Consider the following 22,265-nt stretch of genomic DNA (forward strand, 5'->3'; position numbering starts at 1 on the left):
TGTAGATTGTTCGGTGATGACCGCAACATTGGCAGACCCCGTTTCGAAGGTAGTGCAGGCAGCCGAGAAGCTGCTCACTCGTCGTACCGGCGCCCCGGTCACCCTCGCAGATCCTGTGGATCTCGGTGGCAGTGGCCGATCGGTGGTGCTCCGCGTCCGAGTTGCTGCCAACCCCTTCTCGTTGCCGCGCACCCTCGTTCTGAAGCAGGTGCCGCCGGCCCGTGGTGCCGGCCATGTCGACCTGCGCGGCGCGGCAACGGACGAAGAGGTTGCCTTCCTTCGCGAAGCCGTCTCGTACCAGTTCGCAACAGCGCTCGCCAAAGACCACCGGCCAGGTGCCGAGCTGCTCGCCTACGACTTCGAGACCCGACTTCTGGTGCTCAGCGACCTCGGCGACGCCACCCCGCTGGCGACATTGCTGCGGAGTGGCGACACCGACACCGTCGGAAACACGCTCATGGCGCTCGCGCAGGCGCTCGGCCGCATGCATGCCGCGACTGTCGGCCGTGAGGAAGATTTCTCGGCTCTGCTCCGCCGGGCCGGCGTCGCGTCCGTCAGCGATGCCGTTGCCGAACAGGCCATCGACGCGGTCCGGGGTGTACCCGAACTGCTCGCAGCCGATTTCGGACTCGCCGTTCCCCAGTCGGTGCTCGACCGCGCGGAACGCGCCGCGAAGCTGTTCACCGGAGGCCGCTTCCGCGCCTTCAGCCCGTCGGATCTCTGCCCCGACAATGTCGTCGTCGGCGACGACGGGGTGCAGTTCCTCGATTACGAATGGGGTGGATTCCGCGACGCGACGCTCGACATCGCGTACGCGCTCACCTCGTTCCCGCTGTGCCTGTGCGCGGCACCCCTGACCTCCGATCGGGTACGGGACATGGCCGATGCATGGCGCGCCGAGGTGGTGGGCATGTGGCCGCAGCTCGCCTACGACGAAGTTCTCGCCGAGCGTCTCCTCGACGCCCAACTTGCCTGCGTCTGGTTGAGTACGCACCTGTTCCTGCCCGAGGATCACGCCCGTATCGCATCGGTGCGCGCCCACGAACTGTCCATGGCGCGACTCCCAGCGCTGAGTTCTCGGTGGTCACTGCTGGCGGATTTCGCGACCGGCGCCGGCCACGACGACGTTGCAGCACACGCGCGGGCGGTCCTCGAACGCCTGGACCAGCGCGTCGCGGGTTGATGTCTCTGCTGCACGCCCGGCCGGTGAACGGCACATTCGCTCAGAAGGTGGTGGCGCTTGTAGCGTCGACGGAGTGAGTGATCTTTTCGGGGCAAACGACCCGTCGTCCGAACCGGACGCCCTGTTCGAGGCGCCGCGCGAGCCCGAGCCGGACCCCGAACCGTCGATCCGCCGTGCCCCCGTCGGCCCGACCGGGCCGAACGCACCGCTGGCGGCACGGATGCGTCCGGCGAACCTGGACGAGGTCCTCGGCCAGCAGCACCTGCTCGAGCCGGGCGCTCCGCTGCGGCGACTCGTCGAAGGGTCCGGCGCCGCCTCCGTCGTCCTCTATGGGCCTCCGGGCACCGGCAAGACCACCCTCGCGTCGCTCATCTCCGGGGCCACCGGTCGGCGCTTCGAGGCCCTCTCCGCGTTGTCTGCAGGTGTCAAAGACGTCCGTGCCGTCATCGACCTGGCACGCCGCCGGCTGACTCAGGGTGAGCAGACCGTGTTGTTCATCGACGAAGTCCATCGGTTCTCCAAGACCCAGCAGGACGCGCTGCTCGCGGCGGTCGAGAACCGGATCGTGCTGCTCGTCGCTGCGACCACCGAAAACCCGTCCTTCTCCGTCGTCGCACCGTTGCTGTCGCGTTCTCTGGTGCTGCAGTTGCAGCCACTCGGGCCGGACGACATCCGTGCACTGCTCGACCGCGCCCGCACGGATCCGCGGGGTCTCGGCGGGACGGTCACGCTGACCGATGAAGCACTCGATCACCTCGTGCGACTCGCAGGTGGCGACGCCCGCCGGGCGCTGACGGCGTTGGAGGCCTCCTCGGAGACCGCATTGGACCGTGCCGGTGACACCGATGCGGTCATCGACCTCCGGACCGTCGAGTCCAGTATCGACAAGGCGGCGGTCCGGTACGACCGCGACGGAGATCAGCATTACGACGTCGCCAGTGCCTTCATCAAGTCGCTGCGAGGCTCCGACGTCGATGCAGCATTGCACTACCTCGCCCGGATGATCGTCGCGGGGGAGGATCCGAGATTCATCGCGCGGCGTCTGATGATCCAGGCCAGTGAAGAGGTCGGTATGGCCGATCCCACCGCGCTCCAGGCGGCCGTGGCCGCTGCCCAGGTGGTCCAGCAGGTCGGCATGCCCGAGGCGCAATTAGCACTCGCGCAGGCCACCATCCACATCGCGACGGCGCCGAAGTCCGGGTCGGTGACCGCCGCGCTCTTCGCTGCGATCGGCGATGTGAAGGCAGGTAAGGCCGGGGCCGTCCCGAGTCACTTGCGTGACGGTCACTACCAGGGTGCGCAGAAGCTCGGCAATGCCATCGGCTACCGGTATCCGCACGACCACCCGGACGGAGTCCTCGCACAGCAGTACCCGCCCGACGAGCTGGTGGGCGTCGACTATTACGAGCCGACAGGCCACGGTGTCGAGCGTGAATTGTCGTCACGAGTACCGAAGCTCCGTCGGATCGTGCGCGGCGAGCGGTAGCGAGTCCGCCGCCCCATCCGAGCGAACGGCACACCCGATCGATCTGAGGAGACGAACGGCACTTTCGCTCGGATAGGAGCGGAGCGACGAGGACTAGAGGGGGCGCGATAAGGTGATATATGGCCGATTCGCGTGATCGGTAGCCCATGCCGGGCAGCTCCGCAACCGCCAGACCACAAAGGACCATCGACGTGCAGACCCACGAGATCCGCAGGCGCTTTCTCGACCACTTCGTGAAGGCCGGCCACACCGAAGTGCCGAGTGCCTCGCTGATCCTGGCCGACCCGAACCTGCTGTTCGTCAACGCAGGCATGGTCCCGTTCGTGCCGTTCTTCCTCGGGCAGCAGACCCCGCCCTACTCGCGGGCGACCTCGGTGCAGAAGTGTGTGCGCACCCTCGACATCGAAGAGGTGGGCATCACCACCCGGCACAACACCTTCTTCCAGATGGCAGGCAACTTCTCGTTCGGTGACTACTTCAAGGAAGAGGCCATCACGCACGCGTGGTCGCTGCTCACCGACTCCGCCGACGAGGGTGGATACGGGATTGACCCCGAAAAGCTTTGGGCGACGGTCTATCTCGATGACGACGAGGCCTACTCGATCTGGCGTGACAAGATCGGTCTCCCGGCCGAGCGGATCCAGCGCCGCGGTATGAAGGACAACTACTGGTCGATGGGCATCCCCGGCCCGTGCGGCCCGTGCTCGGAGATCTTCTACGACCGCGGTCCCGACTACGGCGTCGAAGGTGGCCCCGAGGCCGACGAGGACCGCTACATCGAGATCTGGAATCTCGTGTTCATGCAGAACGAGCGTGGCGAGGGCACCAGCAAGGACGACTTCGAGATCCTCGGCCCGCTGCCGAAGAAGAACATCGACACCGGCATGGGTGTCGAGCGTGTCGCGTTCCTGCTGCAGGGCGTCGAAAACGTCTACGAGACGGACCTGCTGCGCCCGGTCATCGACCAGGCACAGGAACTGACCGGCAGCCGCTACGGCGCCGACCACAGTTCCGACGTGCGTTTCCGGGTGATCGCCGACCATGCGCGCACCGCCGCGATGCTCATCGTCGACGGCGTCAACCCCGGTAACGACGGCCGCGGCTACGTGTTGCGCCGCCTGCTACGCCGCATCGTCCGATCGGCACGCCTGCTCGGCGCGGATCGGCCGGTCATGGCCGAGTTCATGGCCGTCGTCCGCGACACCATGGCCCCGTCGTACCCCGAACTCGCCACCGACTTCTCGCGCATCGAGACCGTTTCCGTGGGTGAGGAGACGGCGTTTCTCAAGACCCTCGGCACCGGAAGCAAGCTGTTCGAAGGTGCTGTCGAGTCGGCGAAGGCGCAGGGCAGGGCTGTACTCGGCGGTGCCGAGGCCTTCGCGCTGCACGACACCTACGGGTTCCCGATCGACCTGACCCTCGAGATGGCGTCCGAGGCCGGACTGACGGTCGACGAGGACGGCTTCCGCTCGCTGATGGCCGAGCAGCGGCAGCGCGCCAAGGACGACGCCCGCGCGCGCAAGCACGCGCACGCCGACCTGACCGTCTACAAGGAACTGCTCGACCGCGGCCCCACCGAGTTCACCGGCTTCAACGAACTCGTCTCGGAGGCGCACGTACTGGCCGTCATCACCGGTGGTGAGCGCCTGCATGCGGCGAGCGCCGGACAGGACGTCGAGCTGATCCTCGACCGGAGCCCGCTGTATGCGGAGGCCGGCGGTCAGATCGCCGACCTCGGCACCATCACCGCGACCGGTCTGCGCGTGAAGGTCAACGACGTGCAGAAGATCGCCAAGCAACTGTGGGTGCACAAGGTCACGGTGCTCGAAGGTCAGGTCGTCGAAGGTGACGCCGTCCTCGTGCAGGTCGATCCGGAATGGCGTAAGGGCGCCACGCAGGGACACTCGGGCACTCACCTGGTGCATGCCGCGCTGCGCGAGGTCCTCGGCCCGAACGCGGTGCAGGCGGGCTCGCTCAACAAGCCCGGCTACCTGCGTTTCGATTTCTCGTGGCCCGGTGCGTTGTCGGAACAGCAGAAGCAGGACATCGAAACCGTCACCAACGAAGCCGTCGCCGCGAACTACGCGGTGAATACCTTCGTCACCGACCTGGACAAGGCCAAGAAGATGGGCGCGATGGCGCTCTTCGGCGAGAACTACGGCGACGAAGTGCGCGTCGTGGAGATCGGCGGGCCGTTCTCGATGGAACTGTGCGGCGGCACTCACGTCCAGCACTCGTCGCACGTCGGCACCGTCACTCTGCTCGGCGAGCAGTCGGTCGGATCGGGTGTCCGCCGCGTGGAGGCCTACGTCGGCCTGGACTCCTATCGGCACCTGGCGAAGGAGCGCGCGTTGCTCGCGGGTCTGTCGTCGACCCTCAAGGTGCCCTCGGACGAGGTTCCGGGGCGAGTCGACTCGCTGCTCGAGCGGCTCAAGGTTGCCGAGAAGGAACTCGAGAAGACGCGCGCCGCGAACGTCGCTGCTGCGGCCGGTTCGTTCGCCGACAAGGCCGAGCGCATCGGCGAGTTCCTCGTCGTCGCCGGTCGGGCACCCGAAGGCGTGTCGGGTAATGCCCTGCGCACCTTGGTGTCCGACGTTCGTGGGCGTCTCGGCAGCGACCCGGTCGTGGTGCTGCTCCTCGGCAGTGCCGACGAAAAGGTACCGTTCGTCGTGGCGACCAACGACGCTGCTCGGGCCGCGGGCATCAAGGCCGGCGACCTCGTGTCGAGCTTCGGACCGGCGATCGGTGGTCGCGGCGGCGGCAAGCCCGACATGGCCCAGGGACAGGGGACCGATGCCTCGGGGATCGATGCGGCGCTCGACGCGTTCCGTAGCCGGCTGCGCGAGCTGGCCGGCTGATCGTGGCAGAGCTACCCGGCCCCGATCGTCCCGGTTCGGATGATCCGGGCCGGGGACGTCGTATCGGCATCGATGTCGGCAGTGTGCGCATCGGGGTGGCCTCCTGCGACCCCGACTGCATCCTCGCTACCCCGGTCGAGACTGTGCCTCGGTCCAAGGACCGCGGCCCCGACGCGCCCGATATCCGGCGCATTGTCCAGATCGTTATGGAATACGAGGCGGTTGAGGTTATCGTCGGGCTGCCGCAGACCCTGCGCGGTGAGCCGGGCAAAGCCGCGAAACTGGCGAGCGAATTCGCGCGTCGACTTCGTCGGCAGATCCCCGAGGTTCCCGTTCGGATGGCCGACGAACGTTTCACCACGGTCACTGCGGCGCGTGCGCTTCGCGACAGTGGAGTCAGCGCGCGCGGTGCGCGGCCGGTGATCGACCAGGCCGCGGCCGTCGCCATCTTGCAAGGTTGGTTGGACGAGCGGAGTGCAACATTGAACGTGGCAGACGGGGACCAGGGGAGCGGCCGGTGACCCGAGACGGACGGTACGGCGGCGACGACACTCCCGATGCTCGGCAGGGCGGAATGTTCAGCGATCCCTACGCCGGCAACTACGACACCGCCGGTCGCTACACCCCCCCGCCCCCGGCCGCGGCGCCGCCGCGCGACCAGTACGGCGAGGCCCGATCTGCCGGTGGTCGGCATCCGGGCGACGATCCCACCAACGTGCTGCATTTCGAGGAGGGCGTGTTCGACGGTCCGCCGCCGCAGGAGCCTCGGGCCGAAGATGGTCCCCGGCAACCGAGCAGCGACGACGAATACGTCGGTGGTTACTCGTATGCCCAGCGTCGAAAGGACGACTACGGCGACGGTCACTACGACGGGGCAGGCTACGACGGGGCAGGCTACGACGGTGCAGGCTACGGCGAGTCCGGTGTGTTCGATCGGACCGAGACCATCGCCGCGGTACCTGCCGACGACGAAGCAGATGACCAGTCGTGGGACGACGAGCGCGCTGCCCCGGCCGCGGTAGGGGCTACGGCGGCACAGCGAGCCGAGACCACGGCGTCGTCGAAGCGCCGGAAACGAGGCAAGGTCGTCGGTTCGCTGGCGGCGGTGCTGTTGCTCATCGTGGTGGTCGGTGGTGGCTACTTCGCCTACGACCGGTTCATGGGGCCCGGACTGCCGCCCGATTTCACCGGCCCCGCCGGTCCGGTGGCCATCGTGCAGGTCAATTCGGGCGAGACCGCAACCGAGATCGGCCGTGAGGCCGCTGACAAGGGTGTGGTCGCCAGTGCCGACGCGTTCTACAACGCCGCGGTGCAGAATGCCGGCATGAACGCCGTGCATCCCGGCTTCTACGCAATCCCCACCAACGTCTCCGGAGTCGATGCGGTCAGCGCACTCGTGGCCCCGGAGAGCCGGGTGGGCGCGCTCGTCGTCTCGGAGGGACGTCAGCTCCACGACATCCGCGACGTCAACACCGGGGCTGTCCGCAAGGGCATCTACACCCTCATCGCGGAATCGAGTTGCTACGACGATGTCGGTGCGACGCAGTGTCTGACCTACGAGGAACTCGCTGCGGCCGGGGCCACCACCGATCTCGATGCGCTCGGGGTGCCGGTGTGGGCCCGCGACGCCGTGGCGCAGGTCCCGGATCGGGAGCGTCAACTCGAAGGCCTCATCGCGGCGGGTAGCTGGGATTTCGACCCGTCGGACGAACCCGTCGAGGTGCTGCGCACGCTCGTGACCGGAAGCGCTGCCCGGTACGACGAGACGGGGATCGTAGAGGCCGCACCGACAGTGGGTCTGACACCGTACGAGATGCTCGTCGCCGCGTCACTGGTCGAGCGTGAAGCCCTGCCGGACGATTTCGCGAGGGTCGCGCGGGTGATCCTCAACCGACTCGAGATCGACCAGATGCTGCAGTTCGACTCCACGGTCAACTACGCGCTCGACGAGACCGAACTCGCGACCACCGACGCGGACCGCGCCCGCGTCACCCCGTGGAACACCTACGCGAGCGTCGGTCTGCCTGCCACCCCGATCTCATCACCGAGCATCGGTGCTCTGCAGGCAGTGGAGAACCCGGAAACGGGTGACTGGACGTACTTCGTGACGATCGACGACCAGGGCACCACCCTGTTCGCCGATACCTACGACGAACACCTCGTCAACACTCGACTGGCTCTCGAAAGCGGAATCCTCGACAGTGGTAGATGACAGCACGAACACATCTCGCACGACCGCGCCTCGAAAAGCAGCGGTACTCGGTAGCCCGATCAGACATTCGAAGTCTCCACTGCTCCATCTCGCCGCGTATCGTGCACTCGGACTGACCGACTGGACCTACGAGCGCATCGAATGCTCGGGTGAGCAGCTGCCGGCACTCGTGTCGGGTCTCGGAGACGAGTGGATCGGCCTGTCCGTCACGATGCCCGGCAAGTTCGCGGCGCTCGAGTTTGCTACCGAACGCACCGCGCGGGCGGTGGCGATCGGCTCGGCGAACACCCTGCTCCGCATCGAGGGTGGCTGGCGTGCCGACTGCACCGACATCGACGGTGTCAGCGGTGCGCTCGGCACCATCGGCGTGACCGATCTGACGGGACGGTCTGCGGTGGTCGTCGGCAACGGCGGCACCTCACGCCCCGCGATCGCCGGCCTCGCAGACCTGGGTGTCCGCGAGGTGACGATCGTGGCGCGCTCGGAACAGCGGGCCGCCGAAACGTTCGACTGCGCCGAGGCCGTGGGCATCACCCCGCGGTGGATGTCGTTCGACGATCCGGGGCTTGGGGAGGTGTGCGCGGCATCCGGAGCGTTGGTCTCGACGGTGCCTGCTGCTGCGGCAGCACCGTATGCGGAGGTGTTGGCGCAAGCTCCGTTCATTCTCGATGCGATCTACGATCCGTGGCCGACCCCGCTGGGTACGGCTGCACAGGCGCGGGGCAGCGTCGTGGTGTCCGGCCTGTTCATGCTGCTGCACCAGGCGTTCGGCCAGGTGGAACAGTTCACGGGCCGCCCCGCACCGAAGGAGGCGATGGCGGCGGCCGTCGGCCTCGGCTAGAGAATCGAGCACATTTCCGGGCCGGTTGTCGAAGCGGATGTCGAATCCGGCACCTACCGTTCGTGTAGTAGGTGAGAGGCCGGGAGCTGCCGGCCGCAACCCGAAGGAGCTCGACATGGCCCAGTACCTGCTCGGTATCTACCAACCGGACGGCGAACCTCCCTCACCCGAATTCCTCGAACCGATCATGCGCGAGGTCGAGGCGTTCGGCGCCGAGCTCCGTGAATCCGGGGCGTGGGTGTTCTCCGGTGGACTGCACCCGCCGAGCACAGCCACGGTGGTGACGGCGAGGAACGATGACATCCTCGTCACCGATGGCCCCTATCTCGAGGGCAAGGAACACCTCGGCGGTTTCAACGTGATAGAGGTGCCGGACCTCGATGCGGCACTCGCGTGGGGACGCAAGCTCGCGAAGGCGACCACCCTGCCGATCGAAGTGCGGCCTCTGCAGTGGGGCTCGTGCAGTTGACGGAGTGAACACCGTGGCCGCACCCTCGATCGAGCAGGTCTTCCGCGAGGAGTACGGGCGGGCGGTGGCCGTCTCACCCGCGACCTCGGCGACATCGACGCCGCCGAGGACGCAGTTCAGGACGCCTTCACCGTTGCCGCCGCTCGCTGGCCCGTCGACGGCACGCCGCCGAGCCCCGCCGGGTGGATCATCACGACCGCGCGGCGGCGCGCGATCGATCGTGCACGGCGAGAGAAGACACGCACGAAGCGGAACTCCTGCGTCCGAACCGGCCCCGATCGAATCGACCGACGTGCTCGACGATGGCGCAGCAGATCACGCGCGCCAAGAGCAAGATCCGCGCCGCGCGGATACCCTTCCGGGTCCCGGCCGAGCACGAGTTGCCCGAACGGATCGACGCGGTGCGCGCTGCGCTGTATCTGATCTACGACCAGCTGTATGCGGTGGCACCCACGCCCGTCGTCGCGCTGCATCGTGCGGTCGCGGTGGCGGAGGTCGACGACCCGGCAGCCGCCCTGGCGATCGTCCACTCACTCGCGCTGGACCACTATTACGTGGCCCACGCGGCACGCGCGATCGCCAGGTCACTGTCCGGTGCGATCAACCCGCCGTAGGGCTCGTCTCGTCCTTCTGCCACGGCCATCGGCCTTCGATCTCGAGCTGGAGCGACCAGCTGAGGAAGGTACGGATGAAGACGATGACCGCGAGCACCCCTACCGACGTGAACGTGGGCGTGACCGCGACGGTCTTGATGATGTCCGCCGCGACCAGGAACTCGAGCCCGAGCAGGATCGACCGCCCGAGATTGCGGCGATAGGGCTCATAGATTTTCGTGCTGTTCCTGCGTCGCCAGGAATCCAGCGCGATCCAGGTGGATACCGCCGCTCCGAGCACGATCGCCGCGACGCCGACGATATCGATCGCGGATCCGACGTGCTCGAGAAGTTCTGGCACCTGCATCCGCGAAGCTCCTCCCACACCCGGGGCGACCCATCTGCTCATGCTTGCACGCCGAGTTGTCCACAGGGACCGCATCGATCCACAGATTCGATGATTCCGGCGTCGGTTGCTCCCACAGGCCGCGCGAAAGGCTCATGCTGCAACGCGTGATTCTCGTCGTGATGGTGTTTCTGGGAGTGGTGGCCGGTGTACTTGTGCGGAAGCTGACCGCGCGACTGTCCGGACAGGAACCGTGGCGCGGAGCATGCGAGATCGCGTGCGCAGCAGGCGCTGCGCTCGCGACCGCGGCGCCGTCCGGCGCTGCGATGGCGGCGATCGCGCTGCTGACGTGGTGGTGCGTGTGCGCAAGTGGTGTCGATGTACTGGTGTGCAGGCTTCCCAACGTGCTCACCCTCGGTGGGGGCCCGGTGGTCGTGGCGGCCGGGATCGTTTCGGGCCACGGGCGTGCCGCCGTGGTCGGGGCGGCCCTGCTGACTGCGATGATGCTCGGCGCCCACCTTCTCTCCCCACGCTCGCTGGGTGCGGGCGACGTCAAACTCGCGATCGGGCTCGGCGCTGCGGCCGGCGTCGCCGGAGCACAAGCCTGGATGATCGTGCTGCTGCTCCCGCCGTTGCTCACCGCCGTCGCCGGGTCGCTCCTGCTCCTGTGGCGGCGCGTCCACCCGGCTTGGTCGGGGGATCGGTCTTCCGCTTCCACAGTGGTGCCGCACGGTCCGTCGATGTGTGCCGCGGCGGTGCTGGCAATGCTGTCCGCAGGTTGACCAGGGTGGCGTCACAACTCGCCCGGCGACCATGGAAGGATGGACGCGTGCTGCGCTGGATAACTGCCGGAGAATCCCATGGTCCCGCCCTCGTTGCGATGCTCGAGGGCATGATTGCTGGTGTCGAGGTGACATCGAACGACATCTCGGAGCAGCTCGCGCGGCGACGCCTCGGTTACGGACGCGGTGCGCGCATGAAGTTCGAGGCAGACAAGGTCACCATCATCGGTGGCGTCCGGCACGGACTCACACTCGGCGGTCCCGTCGCCATCGAGATCGGCAACACCGAATGGCCCAAGTGGGAAACCATCATGGCAGCCGACCCGGTCGACCCCGAACTGCTCGCAGGACAGGCGCGCAACGCACCGCTGACCCGCCCTCGGCCCGGCCACGCCGACTATTCGGGCATGCTCAAGTACGGATTCGACGACGCACGTCCCGTGCTCGAGCGCGCGAGTGCGCGAGAGACGGCAGCTCGTGTCGCGGCCGGAACCGTGGCCCGCAACTTTCTGCGTCAGGTCTTCGGCGCCGAGGTCATCTCGCATGTCATCTCCATCGGCGCCTCCGACCCCTACGTCGGCCGAGAGCCGTCGGCTGCAGACCTCGACGCGATCGACGCGAGCCCCGTCCGTGCCTTCGACAAGGCAGCGGAAGAGTCGATGATCAGTGAGATCGAGGCCGCCAAGCGCGACGGTGACACCCTCGGCGGTGTCGTCGAGGTCGTGGTGCACGGTCTGCCGGTGGGCCTCGGTTCGTTCGTCAGTGGCGCCGAACGTCTCGATTCCCGCCTTGCCGCGGCGCTGATGGGCATTCAGGCCATCAAGGGTGTCGAGGTCGGCGACGGCTTCGAAACCGCGCGTCGCCGCGGTAGTGCCGCCCACGACGAGATGGTGCCCGGATCGGACGGGGTGGTGCGGTCGACCAATCGCGCAGGCGGTCTGGAGGGTGGCATGACCAACGGTGAGGCGCTGCGCGTACGCGCAGCCATGAAGCCGATCTCGACGGTGCCGCGGGCCCTGTCCACTATCGACATGAGCACCGGCGAAGAGGCCGTCGCGATCCATCAGCGTTCCGACGTGTGTGCGGTGCCGGCAGCAGGTGTGGTGGCCGAAGCGATGGTGGCTCTCGTCGTTGCACAGGCGGCGCTCGAGAAGTTCGGTGGCGATTCGCTGGCGGAGACCGCGAGCAACGCCGACCATTACATGAAGGGGATCGCGGCGCGTCCGCCGCGGTGACATCATGGCGCCGCGCGCAGTCCTGATCGGGCCACCCGGGGCAGGAAAGTCCACCATCGGACGTCGGGTCGCCCAGGCCCTCGATGTGCCGTTGCTCGACACCGACGTGGAGATCGAACGCGTCACCGGACGGACCATCCCCGAGATCTTCACCGAGGACGGTGAGCCGGAGTTCCGCCGAATCGAGGAGCAGGTGGTTGCGGATGCTCTCGCCTCGCACGACGGCGTGGTGTCTCTCGGCGGTGGGGCGATCCTGTCGGAGCGGACCCGAGAGCGACTCGTCGGATGCACGGTGATCTACCTCGAGCTCAGCGTCGCGGAAGGGTTGCGCCGTACCGGGTCGAACACCACTCGTCCGTTGCTCAACGGTGGGGATCCGGCGCAGAAGTACCGTGATCTGATGCGGCGCAGGAGACCGCTGTATCGGAAGTCGGCGACGATCCGGGTGCGGACCGACGGCCGCAGTCCCGGGAGAGTCGTGCAGCAGGTGCTCGCCAAACTCGATCCGGCGCAGAAAGATTCGAACAACACGACCAGCGAAGAGAATCGGAGCAGTACACCGTGACCGAACCGGTACGCATCGACGTCGAAACCTCCCAGCCTTACCCGGTTGTCATCGGACGCGGACTGCTCGGCGACGTCGTGGAGACGCTCGCGGGCACGCGCACGGTAGCGATCTTCCATCAGCCGACGCTGACCGCCACTGCGGAAGCGGTGCGGGAGGCGCTGGCGGAGGCCGGTATCGACGCTCACCGCATCGAGATCCCGGATGCGGAGGACGGCAAGGAACTTGCGGTTGCCGGATTCTGCTGGGAGGTGCTCGGAAAGATCGGGCTCACGCGTTCGGACGCTGTCGTCAGCCTGGGTGGCGGCGCCGCCACCGATCTCGCAGGCTTCGTGGCCGCAACATGGATGCGGGGCGTGCGGGTCTACCACATTCCGACGACGCTTCTGGCGATGGTCGATGCGGCCGTGGGCGGCAAAACCGGAATCAACACCGAGGCGGGCAAGAACCTGGTGGGGTCGTTCCATGAGCCGTCGGCGGTGTTCGTCGACCTCGCGACCCTCGAGACCGTGCCGCGCAACGAGATCATCGCGGGTCTGGCAGAGGTCATCAAGACCGGGTTCATCGCCGATCCGGTGATCCTCGACTTGATCGAAGAGAATCCGGAGGCCGCGCTCGACGCGACCGGAACCGTGCTGCCCGAGCTGATCCGGCGGTCGGTCGAGGTCAAGGCGAAGGTCGTCGCTGCGGATCTGTTGGAGGCGAGTTTGCGCGAGATCCTCAACTACGGCCACACTCTCGGTCACGCGATCGAGCGCCGCGAGCGGTACAAGTGGCGCCACGGCGCGGCGGTGTCCGTCGGTCTGGTGTTCGCCGCAGAGTTGGGCAGGCTCGCGGGGCGTCTCGACGACGCCACCGCCGATCGGCATCGCACGATCCTCGAATCGGTGGGTCTGCCCACCACGTATGCGGCCGACGCCTTCGGTGATCTGCTTGCGGGCATGCAGACCGACAAGAAGAACCGTGCAGGTTTGCTGCGGTTCGTGGTACTGGACGGGCTTGCGAAACCGGGCCGGCTCGAGGGCCCGGATCCGTCGCTGCTGGCCGCCGCCTATTCCGAGGTGGCACGACAGGGCACGGCCGACGCGGGCACCGTTCTGCTGTAGTCCGTCAGGTGCCGTCAGGTGCCCACGCCGGATCGCGGCCGGTGAGCCCGATCAACCGATCGAGGTCCGATGCGCGATCCGGAACGGGAACCGCCGGACCGAACAGGCCCCCGGCATCTCGCTGCTCATCGGTGATCGACTCGGCGAATGCGGTGCACGCGGCGATCTCGAACGGCGTGCACGAGTACGACCGGCCGGTGGCGACGGCGAGATCCCACCCGTGCACGACGAGTTCGTCGAGCGCGACGAGTCCGGCGATGTTGCCGGGCAGGTCGAGGCCGCCCGCTCGGGTCGGACCCGACCACGCGGCGGGATCCCGCCACGCCAGGCGGAGCGCGGCGAGACGGTCGCGGCCCACCGTTCGCCAGTCGTCGGGCAGATCGGCCGCACCGGGTGAGGGAGCGGCGTCGGTGAAAGCGCCGAGGTCCTTACGTGCGGCGGCCTCGAACGCGAGGGACAGGCCCAGCACGTGGTCGATGAGAACCCGGACCGGCATCCCGTCGCAGGGTGTGGGCCGATCCAGGTGGTCGTCGTCGATTCCCTCGAGGAGACCGGTCATCCGGTCGGCAGCGGGGGACAGGTCGAGCGTTTCGGCCATGTTTTCTCCTTTGTCGGTGGTTCTGGCAGTACCGACTGCGGCCGGACGGAAAACTGAGCGCTGCTACGGCTCGCGCAGGAATTCGAGCACGGTGTCGGTCTGGCCGAGAATCGCGTGCCCCACACCGGGTAGGACGTGCACGCGAGCGGTGGGCAGGGCGCGTTCGAGTCGCGACGCCGTGCCTGCGGAGTCGAACATCAGGTCGCGGTCGCCGACGATCGCCAGCACCGGTACGCCGATGCCGGCCAGTGCAGCGTCGTCGAACACGGGGAGTCGTTCGGTGCGGGGCCGGAAGATCCCGAAGGTAGCGGTGATCTCGTCGACGACAGGATCGTCGGGGGCGAGCCCGGTCATCCGCGCCGCGGATCGGCGTCGACCCGATTGCCCGAACAGGCTCAGCGCCGCGACTGCGGCGACACGCCCCGTGGTCTGCCGTCCGATCCCTCCCGGGCACAACAGCGCCAGGCGGTCGACCCGATCCGGTCTGCGGAGGGTGTAGTCGAGCGCGCTCCAACCGCCGAGCGACATCCCTACCAGGGCGGTACCGGTCAGGCCGAGCGCGTCGAGGACGTCGTCGAGCCACCGTGCAACCGCATCGGTGTCGAGGCGTGGGCGGGACTGGGCACTCAGGCCCGGTTCGCCCACCATGTCCACCGCGAACACCCGGAAGTGCCGCGACCAGGACGCGATGTCGCCCCGCCACGTCGAGGAGTTCGCACCGGATCCGTGCAACAACACCACGGGAGGCGCAGCGGCAGGACCGCACGCGAGGGCGAAGGTCTCGCCCTCACGAGTGTCGACCCGTAGGTGCTCGGCGGGCACCGGCCACGCGTCGAGTTGTTCGCGGTAGCGCCGAATCATTCGAAGACCGCTTGCCTCGGATCGGTAGATGGTGCTCATGAGTCGAGCACCGCCTCGACGGATTCCAGAAGGCGTGCGGTGTCGGCGAGGCTGCCGAGGATGACGACCTTCATGCGACCGCGTTGTTCGTCGTAAACCGTATCGAGACGCAAGGTGGTGGCGTCGTCGCGGCGGGCCACCGAGGCGGTGAGCAGGGTGCTGAGGCGATAGGCGGTGTGGGGGTCGACAGCGTCGATCTCGACGATGCTCGACACCTCGCTGTGCCGCTCAGTGGAGGTGTTGTCGCGGAGAGGTGGTGGCACCGGGCGACCGGTGAACGCTTCGAGGTCTTCTCGGGCGATCCGGTATTGCTTGCCGATGCGCACTGCTGGGAGCTTTCCGTCGCGCACGTAGTTGCGGACGGTGCGCACGTGTAGTCCCAGGCGCTCTGCGACCTGATCCACTGAATACAAGACTTCCGACATGAAACAACCCTATTGTTCCCTATCTGAAGCTGTCAATAGGGAGCAATAGGGTTGTTTGAGGAATATGGAGCCGGTGTCAGCGGTCGCGGTTGCGAGTCTCCGGATCGACGGCGGGAAACACCTCGGTCGGCGCCTCGTCGTTGCGCCAGGCTTCCGTCGCGGCCATCGCGGGTTCGCGCTCCGGACGGTTCGAGTGGTCGGACCAGTCGTCGTCGCCGGGCTTGTCGTGGCGGACGAGGAACCGGCCGACAGCGACCGCGACCATCGCGGGAAGGAACACCAACAACACTGTGAACGCGGCGCCGGAGGTCAGTTCGAAGAGCAACGACTTCACGCCCACCGGGATTGCGGTGACGGTGTCGACCAGCCACGTCACGAACCCGCCGACGAGGCCGGTGACCGCACCGGCGGCGAGCCACCGCATCGTCAGATCGTCGCCGTCCTCTGCGTCCGGATGGGCGCGACGGTCGCGGATCCCGTCGAGGCCGGCCCACGCCACCACCGCGAGAATGACCACGGCCAGCCCTGCCCACCGCAGGATCGACCCCTGCAGCGGCCACTGGATCAGTGCGGCACCGAGCAGGACACGGACCACGACGTGGACCACGGCGAGCCCGAGCCCGCGAAGCAACCAGGGTTTCATGTACCCGAGGGTAACGGCTGCCGGGGCGGGAATGTGTCCGGCCCCACATTTCCTCTGCGCGGTACGTTGAACGACATGCCCGCCGATCATGCTTCCCGCCGCGCGGCACTGCGCGCACTCCTGGCCGACCGCGCCCTCGACGCCCTGCTGGTGACGGATCTGCTCAACATCCGGTACCTCACCGGATTCACCGGATCGAATGCCGCCCTGCTCGTGTCGACCGACGACGATGCCGACGAATCAGACACCCTGATCTGCACCGACGGCCGCTACCTGTCGCAGGTGGCCGAGCAGGTCCCCGATCTCCGCGTCGAGATCGCGCGAGCGTCCGCTGCTCATCTGGTCGGCGCCGCGGGGCAGCGAGCGGGCCGGACATGGGGTTTCGAAAGTCACGTCGTGACCGTCGACGACCGCGCCCGCTGGGACACCCTCGACGCCGCCGTGTCCTTCGCGGCCGCCCCGGGCCTCGTCGAACAGCTGCGCATGGTCAAGGACGAACACGAGATCGACCTGCTCCGACAGGCGTGCGGTTCCGCAGACCGGGCGCTCGCCGACCTGATCACCGCGGGTGGCCTGCGACCGGGACGTACCGAGAAGGAGGTCGCACGCGACCTCGAATGGCGCATGTTCGAGCACGGCGCCGACGGCATCTCGTTCGAGACGATCGTCGCGGCAGGCGCCAACTCCGCGGTGCCTCACCACCGGCCGACCGGCGCGGTGCTCGCCACCGGGGACTTCGTGAAGTTCGATTTCGGAGCACAGGTCGGTGGCTACCACTCGGACATGACCCGCACCTACGTCCTCGACCGTGCCGCCGACTGGCAGCGCGACGTCTACGACGTGGTGCTACGCGCCCAACGCGCCGGACGGGAGGCCCTGGCGCCGGGAATCGAATGCGCAGACGTGGACGCAGCCGCCCGCTCGGTGATCGCCGCGGCCGGACACGCAGAGTTGTTCCTACACGGCCTCGGGCACGGAGTCGGCCTCGAGATCCACGAAGCGCCCGGAATCGGTGCGGCCGCGACCGGTACACTTGTCGCCGGTGCGGCGGTGACCGTCGAGCCGGGTGTGTACTTCCCGGGGCGCGGAGGCGTGCGGATCGAGGACACGCTCGTGGTGCGCGAGCAGTCTCCGGAGCTGTTGACGCTCACCGCCAAGACATTGACCGTCGTATAAGAACGGTCCCCCCGACTCTAGGAGACGCGAAGTAAGTGGCTGACACCAGTGATTTCAAGAACGGGCTCGTTCTGAAGATCGAAGGCCAGCTCTGGCAGATCATCGAGTTCCAGCACGTCAAGCCGGGCAAGGGGCCCGCCTTCGTGCGTACGAAGCTCAAGAACGTGACGTCGGGCAAGACCGTCGACAAGACGTGGAACGCCGGTGTCAAGGTCGAGACCGCCACGGTCGACCGTCGCGACATGACGTACCTGTACAACGACGGCACCGACTACGTCTTCATGGACGGCGAGACCTACGACCAGATCTCGATCACGCCCGAGCTGCTCGGCGACGGCGCGAAGTTCCTGCTCGAGAACATGCCGGTCCAGGTGGCCACTCACGAGGAGCTGCCGCTGTTCGTCGAGCTGCCCGTCACCATCGAGCTGGTCGTGAAGCACACCGATCCCGGCCTGCAGGGCGACCGCTCCACCGGCGGCACCAAGCCCGCAACTCTCGAAACCGGCGCCGAGATCCAGGTCCCGCTGTTCATCAACACCGGCGACAAGCTCAAGGTCGATTCCCGCGACGGCAACTACCTGGGGCGAGTGAACTCCTGAGTGTCCGGTACCCAGAAGAAACTCGGAGCCCGTCACAAGGCGCGTAAACGCGCCGTCGACCTGCTGTTCGAAGCGGAAGCCCGCGACACCCACCCGGTCGATCTCGCGGCCGATCGGGTCGCACTTGCCCTCCGCGACGATCAGGTCGCGCCGGTGCCGCCGTACGCGCAGACGATCATCCGCGGTGTCGCCGAGCATCTCGACGAGATAGACCGCACGATCGCCGACCATCTGCACGAATGGACACTCGATCGCCTGCCTGCCGTGGATCGCGCGATCCTGCGGTTGTCGGTGTGGGAGTTGTTCCACACCACCGATGTGCCGCCCGTGGTTGCCGTCGATGAGGCCGTCGAGTTGGCCAAGCAACTGTCGACCGACGATTCGCCGGCCTTCATCAACGGTGTGCTCGGCCAGATCGTGACACTCGCCGACCAGGTGCGTGCCGCGGCCGCGGCCACCTCGGCCCGTCCGGCTGCCGCCGAGGGACAGATCCCCGGGGCAGATTCGGCAGGTGCCGACCGGTCCTGACGGGCCCCGACTCAGTTTCCGCATCGAGCGGGTCCGCTCAGGTTCTCCTGGAGGGCCCGCTCGACGCGTTTCCGTCGATGCCGACGGTCGAATCTCCGCAGCTGCTGTGTTGAGCTTCACCTGCGAACAGGGCCGAGTGCTGTCGGGCCGCTGATAGGCTCATTGACCGTCAGGCATCCTTTAACGACCCGTCCAGTGAGGCGGAGAAGGAGGTCGCTGGATGGCCATGTCCGAGGACAGGTCCACAGCTTCACCCGAGTCGACACCCGGCGTGGCCGCACAGGCTCGCGAACTATTGTCTGCTGCTGATGTCAGCCGGACCATTGCGCGAATCGCACATCAGATCATCGAGAAGACCGCACTGGATGCCTCCGAGGACGCACCCCGCGTCGTCCTGCTCGGAATCCCGACCCGCGGCATCACCCTGGCGCACCGCCTCGCCGACCGCATCGAAGACTTCTCCGGTGTGCGCGTCGCGGTGGGGTCACTCGACATCACCCTCTACCGCGACGACCTGCGCACCAAACCACACCGTCCCCTCGAGCGCACCTCGGTGCCCGAAGGCGGTGTCGACCACACCCTCGTCGTCCTCGTCGACGACGTGCTCTTCTCCGGTCGTTCGGTGCGCGCCGCTCTCGACGCGTTACGCGACCTCGGCCGGCCCGACGCCGTCCAGCTGGCCGTACTCGTCGATCGCGGACACCGCGAATTGCCGCTGCGCGCCGACTATGTCGGTAAGAACGTGCCGACCGCGCGCACCGAAGACGTCCGGGTTCTGCTCGACGAACAGGACGGCCGTGACGCCGTGGAAATTTCGGGAGGCAAGGCCTCGTGAAGCATCTGCTCTCCATCGCGGACCTGACCCGGGACTCCGCGACCGAGCTTCTCGACGACGCCGAACGGTTCGAGCAGGCGCTGCTCGGCCGTGAGGTCCGCAAGCTGCCCACGCTGCGCGGCCGCACCGTCATGACGGTGTTCTTCGAGAACTCCACCCGCACCCGCGTCTCCTTCGAGGTCGCCGGAAAATGGATGAGCGCGGACGTGATCAACGTGTCCGCGTCGAGTTCGTCGGTGTCGAAAGGCGAATCGCTGCGCGACACCGCGCTGACCCTGCGCGCTGCCGGCGCCGACGCCCTGATCGTCCGTCACCCCGCATCCGGTGCCGCGCATCGCATCGTGGGATGGACCGACGAATCCGGATCCGGCCCCGCGGTGATCAACGCCGGCGACGGCACCCACGAACACCCCACCCAGGCGCTGCTCGATGCCCTGACGATCCGTCAGCGGCTCGGCTCGGTCGAGGGCCGCCGCATAGCAATCGTCGGCGACGTGCTGCACAGTCGTGTCGCCCGGTCGAACGCATTGCTGCTGAGCATGCTCGGCGCCGAGGTGGTGCTCGTCGCTCCACGCACGTTGCTGCCCGTCGGTGTCGAAACGTGGCCGGTGACCGTCGCGGAGTCGCTCGACGCCGAACTGCCCGCGCTCGACGCGGTGATGCTGCTGCGCGTACAGGCCGAACGCATGAACGGCGGATTCTTCCCGTCCCCGCGCGAATACTCGATCCGCTACGGACTCAACGCCACGCGCGCCGCGATGCTGCCCGAGCATGCCGTGGTGCTGCACCCCGGCCCGATGCTGCGCGGCATGGAGATCGGATTCTCGGTCGCCGACGCACCGCAGACCGCCGTACTCCAGCAGGTCACCAACGGTGTGCACGTCCGCATGGCGGTGCTCTTCCGGCTGCTCGTCGGCACGGAAGGGGAACTGTCGTGACCCACCCCTCAGGAACAGGAGACACACCGGTGACGCCGCAGGTGCTCATCCGAAACGTCCGGCTCTACGGCGAAGGGGATCCGGTCGACGTCCTGCTCGGCGCCGAGCAGATCCTCGGGATCGGCTCTTCCGTCGATGCGCCCGCCGACGCGACCGTCGTCGATGGAACCGGGCAGATCCTGTTGCCAGGATTCGTGGATCTGCATACCCACCTGCGCGAACCCGGCCGTGAGGATACGGAGACGATCGAGACGGGTTCGGCTGCCGCCGCGCTCGGCGGCTACACCGCCGTGTTCGCAATGGCCAACACCGACCCGGTCGCCGACTCGGTGGTCATCACCGACCACGTGTGGCGCCGCGGCCAGGAATGCGGCCTCGTCGACGTGCACCCCGTCGGTGCCGTGACCGTGGGGCTCGAAGGCAGGCAGCTCGCCGAGATGGGGACCATGGCCTCGGGCGTCGGCCAGGTCAAGATGTTCTCCGACGACGGAAAATGTGTCCACGATCCCCTGATCATGCGGCGTGCGCTGGAGTACTCGAGTTCGCTCGGGGTGCTCATCGCACAGCACGCAGAAGAGCCGCGATTGACGGTGGGGGCGGTCGCGCACGAGGGGCCCACCGCCGCGCGGCTCGGTCTGACCGGCTGGCCGCGTGCGGCCGAGGAATCGATCGTCGCACGCGACGCACTGCTCGCCCGCGACGCCGGGGCGCGCGTGCACATCTGCCATGCTTCCACTGCCGGCACGGTCGCGCTCGTCGAATGGGCTCGCGCCCAGGGTATTTCGATCAGTGCCGAGGTCACACCACACCACCTGCTGCTCGACGACTCGCGGCTCGAGACCTACGACGCGGTGAACAAGGTCAACCCGCCGCTGCGTGAACGTTCCGATGTGGAAGCGCTCCGCCGCGGTCTGGCCGAGGGAATCATCGACTGTGTGGCCACCGACCACGCACCGCACGCCGAACACGACAAGTGCTGCGAGTTCTCCCAGGCCCGCCCGGGCATGCTGGGACTCGAGACGGCCTTGTCGATCGTGATCGAGACGATGGTGCGCCCCGGCCTGCTCGACTGGCGTGGAGTGGCGAAGGTGATGAGCGAGCGGCCCGCGCAGATCGTCGGTCTCGACGATCAGGGCCGGCCGCTCGCGGTCGGCGAACCCGCCAACGTGGTGCTCGTCGATCCCGACACCGAGTGGACCGTGAGCGGACCGGACCTGGCGAGCATCTCGCACAACACCCCGTATGAAGCGATGAGATTGCCGGGCAAGGTCACGGCCACCGTGCTACGTGGGCGGATCACCGCTCGCGACGGTGCGGTGTACCCGCGCCACGGCGGAGAGCAGGCTCGCTGATGGACCGGATATTGCTGACCGCCGCCTTCGTCGCATTGTGGGTGGTGCTGGTCCTGCTCATGTGGAAGGGCTGGCGCGGTCGATCCAGGCGCCAGGCGGAAGTCGTCGGGGAACTGCCCGCGGTGCCCGACAGCCTCGGAGACGAACTCATCGCGCCGAGTACTGGCCTGTATGTGGGCAGCACCCTTGCCCCGAGCTGGCAGGACCGTATCGCCGTCGGCGACCTCGGGCACCGTGCCGAGTCGGCGCTGAGCCGCCACACCGAAGGCATCCTGCTCGACCGCACCGGTGAGTCGCCCATCTGGATTCCGCAGGACTCGATCCGCGCCATTCGTACCGAACGCGGACTCGCAGGGAAGGTGATGACCAAGGACGGTGTCCTGGTCATCCGCTGGGAGTTGCCCTCGGGTACCGAGGTCGATACCGGATTCCGCGGCGACGACAAGTCGGTGTACCCGGCGTGGACCCGCGAAGAGAACGAAGAACCAGAAGAATCATAGGACTGTGACGATCACAACGACGATGACGATCACGACAATCACGACACCCGAGAATTCAGCCCGTACGGCCGGCTCCGGTGAGGTCGAACAGAACG

General features: G+C 67.4%; 24 protein-coding genes and 1 pseudogene. 20 read left to right on the forward strand and 5 right to left on the reverse strand.

Annotation, left to right across the window (positions count from 1 at the left end):
• Positions 1-16 precede the first annotated feature (16 nt).
• From ACFWCF_RS05105 to ACFWCF_RS05145, 9 genes and pseudogenes are all read left to right on the forward strand, one after another.
• The gene (locus tag ACFWCF_RS05105; RefSeq protein ID WP_378558001.1) at positions 17-1,183 is read left to right on the forward strand and encodes a kinase; all 1,167 of its coding nucleotides are present in this window, start codon (positions 17-19) and stop codon (positions 1,181-1,183) included.
• A gap of 73 nt (positions 1,184-1,256) precedes the next feature.
• Positions 1,257-2,669, forward strand: coding sequence for a replication-associated recombination protein A (locus ACFWCF_RS05110; RefSeq protein WP_378491708.1), 1,413 nt, complete (start codon positions 1,257-1,259; stop codon positions 2,667-2,669).
• A 191-nt stretch (positions 2,670-2,860) separates the two neighbouring features.
• Positions 2,861-5,527: an alanine--tRNA ligase gene (gene alaS / locus ACFWCF_RS05115; protein ID WP_378558004.1), complete on the forward strand. Its 2,667-nt coding sequence runs from the start codon at positions 2,861-2,863 to the stop codon at positions 5,525-5,527.
• Complete coding sequence (gene ruvX, locus ACFWCF_RS05120; RefSeq protein ID WP_378558641.1) at positions 5,527-6,048, forward strand: Holliday junction resolvase RuvX; 522 nt, start codon at positions 5,527-5,529, stop codon at positions 6,046-6,048. The genes alaS and ruvX overlap by 1 nt, the downstream gene beginning before the upstream one ends.
• Complete coding sequence (locus tag ACFWCF_RS05125; protein ID WP_378558007.1) at positions 6,045-7,739, forward strand: endolytic transglycosylase MltG; 1,695 nt, start codon at positions 6,045-6,047, stop codon at positions 7,737-7,739. Before ruvX ends, ACFWCF_RS05125 begins: the two co-directional genes overlap by 4 nt.
• Positions 7,729-8,580 (forward strand): shikimate dehydrogenase, encoded by an 852-nt coding sequence (locus ACFWCF_RS05130; protein WP_378558010.1) that lies wholly within the window; start codon positions 7,729-7,731, stop codon positions 8,578-8,580. Before ACFWCF_RS05125 ends, ACFWCF_RS05130 begins: the two co-directional genes overlap by 11 nt.
• A 115-nt stretch (positions 8,581-8,695) precedes the next feature.
• The gene (locus ACFWCF_RS05135; RefSeq protein ID WP_378558013.1) at positions 8,696-9,049 is read left to right on the forward strand and encodes a YciI family protein; all 354 of its coding nucleotides are present in this window, start codon (positions 8,696-8,698) and stop codon (positions 9,047-9,049) included.
• 93 nt (positions 9,050-9,142) lie between these two features.
• Positions 9,143-9,226: pseudogene (locus tag ACFWCF_RS05140) on the forward strand (hypothetical protein); the annotation flags it as partial.
• 125 nt (positions 9,227-9,351) lie between these two features.
• Positions 9,352-9,663, forward strand: a complete 312-nt coding sequence (locus ACFWCF_RS05145; RefSeq protein WP_378558016.1) for a hypothetical protein — start codon at positions 9,352-9,354, stop codon at positions 9,661-9,663.
• Here the strand turns inward: ACFWCF_RS05145 and ACFWCF_RS05150 are convergent.
• Positions 9,650-10,009, reverse strand: coding sequence for a DUF1622 domain-containing protein (locus ACFWCF_RS05150; RefSeq protein WP_378558019.1), 360 nt, complete (start codon positions 10,007-10,009; stop codon positions 9,650-9,652). The genes ACFWCF_RS05145 and ACFWCF_RS05150 overlap by 14 nt on opposite strands.
• Positions 10,010-10,155: 146 nt before the next feature.
• Here ACFWCF_RS05150 and ACFWCF_RS05155 point away from each other — a divergent pair, with 146 nt between their 5' ends.
• Genes ACFWCF_RS05155 through aroB form a run of 4 tightly spaced genes read left to right on the forward strand, consistent with a single transcriptional unit; the run spans position 10,156 to position 13,676 of the window.
• Complete coding sequence (locus tag ACFWCF_RS05155; RefSeq protein WP_378558022.1) at positions 10,156-10,770, forward strand: prepilin peptidase; 615 nt, start codon at positions 10,156-10,158, stop codon at positions 10,768-10,770.
• 47 nt (positions 10,771-10,817) lie between these two features.
• Entirely contained in the window at positions 10,818-12,005 is a 1,188-nt protein-coding gene (gene aroC / locus ACFWCF_RS05160; protein ID WP_378558025.1) for a chorismate synthase, read from the forward strand.
• A 4-nt stretch (positions 12,006-12,009) separates the two neighbouring features.
• Entirely contained in the window at positions 12,010-12,570 is a 561-nt protein-coding gene (locus ACFWCF_RS05165; RefSeq protein ID WP_378558028.1) for a shikimate kinase, read from the forward strand.
• Positions 12,567-13,676 (forward strand): 3-dehydroquinate synthase, encoded by a 1,110-nt coding sequence (aroB, locus tag ACFWCF_RS05170; protein WP_378558031.1) that lies wholly within the window; start codon positions 12,567-12,569, stop codon positions 13,674-13,676. Before ACFWCF_RS05165 ends, aroB begins: the two co-directional genes overlap by 4 nt.
• A gap of 4 nt (positions 13,677-13,680) precedes the next feature.
• Here the strand turns inward: aroB and ACFWCF_RS05175 are convergent, their stop codons facing one another.
• From ACFWCF_RS05175 to ACFWCF_RS05190, 4 genes are all read right to left on the reverse strand, one after another.
• Positions 13,681-14,274 (reverse strand): TIGR03086 family metal-binding protein, encoded by a 594-nt coding sequence (locus tag ACFWCF_RS05175; RefSeq protein WP_378558034.1) that lies wholly within the window; start codon positions 14,272-14,274, stop codon positions 13,681-13,683.
• A 63-nt stretch (positions 14,275-14,337) separates the two neighbouring features.
• Positions 14,338-15,174 carry an alpha/beta fold hydrolase gene (locus ACFWCF_RS05180; RefSeq protein WP_378558036.1) on the reverse strand — a complete coding sequence of 279 codons (837 nt, stop codon included), beginning with the start codon at positions 15,172-15,174 and terminating at the stop codon, positions 14,338-14,340.
• Positions 15,171-15,599: a helix-turn-helix domain-containing protein gene (locus ACFWCF_RS05185; RefSeq protein WP_378558039.1), complete on the reverse strand. Its 429-nt coding sequence runs from the start codon at positions 15,597-15,599 to the stop codon at positions 15,171-15,173. Before ACFWCF_RS05185 ends, ACFWCF_RS05180 begins: the two co-directional genes overlap by 4 nt.
• 76 nt (positions 15,600-15,675) lie before the next feature.
• The gene (locus ACFWCF_RS05190) at positions 15,676-16,242 is read right to left on the reverse strand and encodes a B-4DMT family transporter (RefSeq protein ID WP_378558042.1); all 567 of its coding nucleotides are present in this window, start codon (positions 16,240-16,242) and stop codon (positions 15,676-15,678) included.
• Positions 16,243-16,317: 75 nt separating this feature from the next.
• On the opposite strand from ACFWCF_RS05190, the gene ACFWCF_RS05195 reads away from it, so the two are divergent.
• The 7 genes from ACFWCF_RS05195 to ACFWCF_RS05225 all read left to right on the forward strand — a co-directional run bounded on the left by ACFWCF_RS05195 (position 16,318) and on the right by ACFWCF_RS05225 (position 22,170).
• A complete protein-coding gene (locus tag ACFWCF_RS05195) occupies positions 16,318-17,418 on the forward strand; it encodes an aminopeptidase P family protein (protein WP_378558045.1) in 1,101 nt (366 codons plus the stop codon).
• 35 nt (positions 17,419-17,453) lie between these two features.
• Positions 17,454-18,017, forward strand: coding sequence for an elongation factor P (gene efp, locus ACFWCF_RS05200; protein WP_378491722.1), 564 nt, complete (start codon positions 17,454-17,456; stop codon positions 18,015-18,017).
• Positions 18,018-18,545, forward strand: coding sequence for a transcription antitermination factor NusB (gene nusB, locus ACFWCF_RS05205; protein WP_378558048.1), 528 nt, complete (start codon positions 18,018-18,020; stop codon positions 18,543-18,545).
• Positions 18,546-18,765: 220 nt separating this feature from the next.
• The gene (pyrR, locus tag ACFWCF_RS05210) at positions 18,766-19,380 is read left to right on the forward strand and encodes a bifunctional pyr operon transcriptional regulator/uracil phosphoribosyltransferase PyrR (RefSeq protein ID WP_378558051.1); all 615 of its coding nucleotides are present in this window, start codon (positions 18,766-18,768) and stop codon (positions 19,378-19,380) included.
• Positions 19,377-20,318, forward strand: coding sequence for an aspartate carbamoyltransferase catalytic subunit (locus tag ACFWCF_RS05215; protein WP_378558054.1), 942 nt, complete (start codon positions 19,377-19,379; stop codon positions 20,316-20,318). The genes pyrR and ACFWCF_RS05215 overlap by 4 nt, the downstream gene beginning before the upstream one ends.
• A gap of 29 nt (positions 20,319-20,347) precedes the next feature.
• Complete coding sequence (locus tag ACFWCF_RS05220) at positions 20,348-21,670, forward strand: dihydroorotase (RefSeq protein ID WP_378558645.1); 1,323 nt, start codon at positions 20,348-20,350, stop codon at positions 21,668-21,670.
• Entirely contained in the window at positions 21,670-22,170 is a 501-nt protein-coding gene (locus ACFWCF_RS05225) for a transporter (protein ID WP_378558057.1), read from the forward strand. The genes ACFWCF_RS05220 and ACFWCF_RS05225 overlap by 1 nt, the downstream gene beginning before the upstream one ends.
• Positions 22,171-22,265: the final 95 nt, after the last annotated feature.

The sequence above is a fragment of the Rhodococcus sp. NPDC060090 genome (assembly GCF_042729855.1).
Lineage (GTDB): Bacteria > Actinomycetota > Actinomycetes > Mycobacteriales > Mycobacteriaceae > Rhodococcus.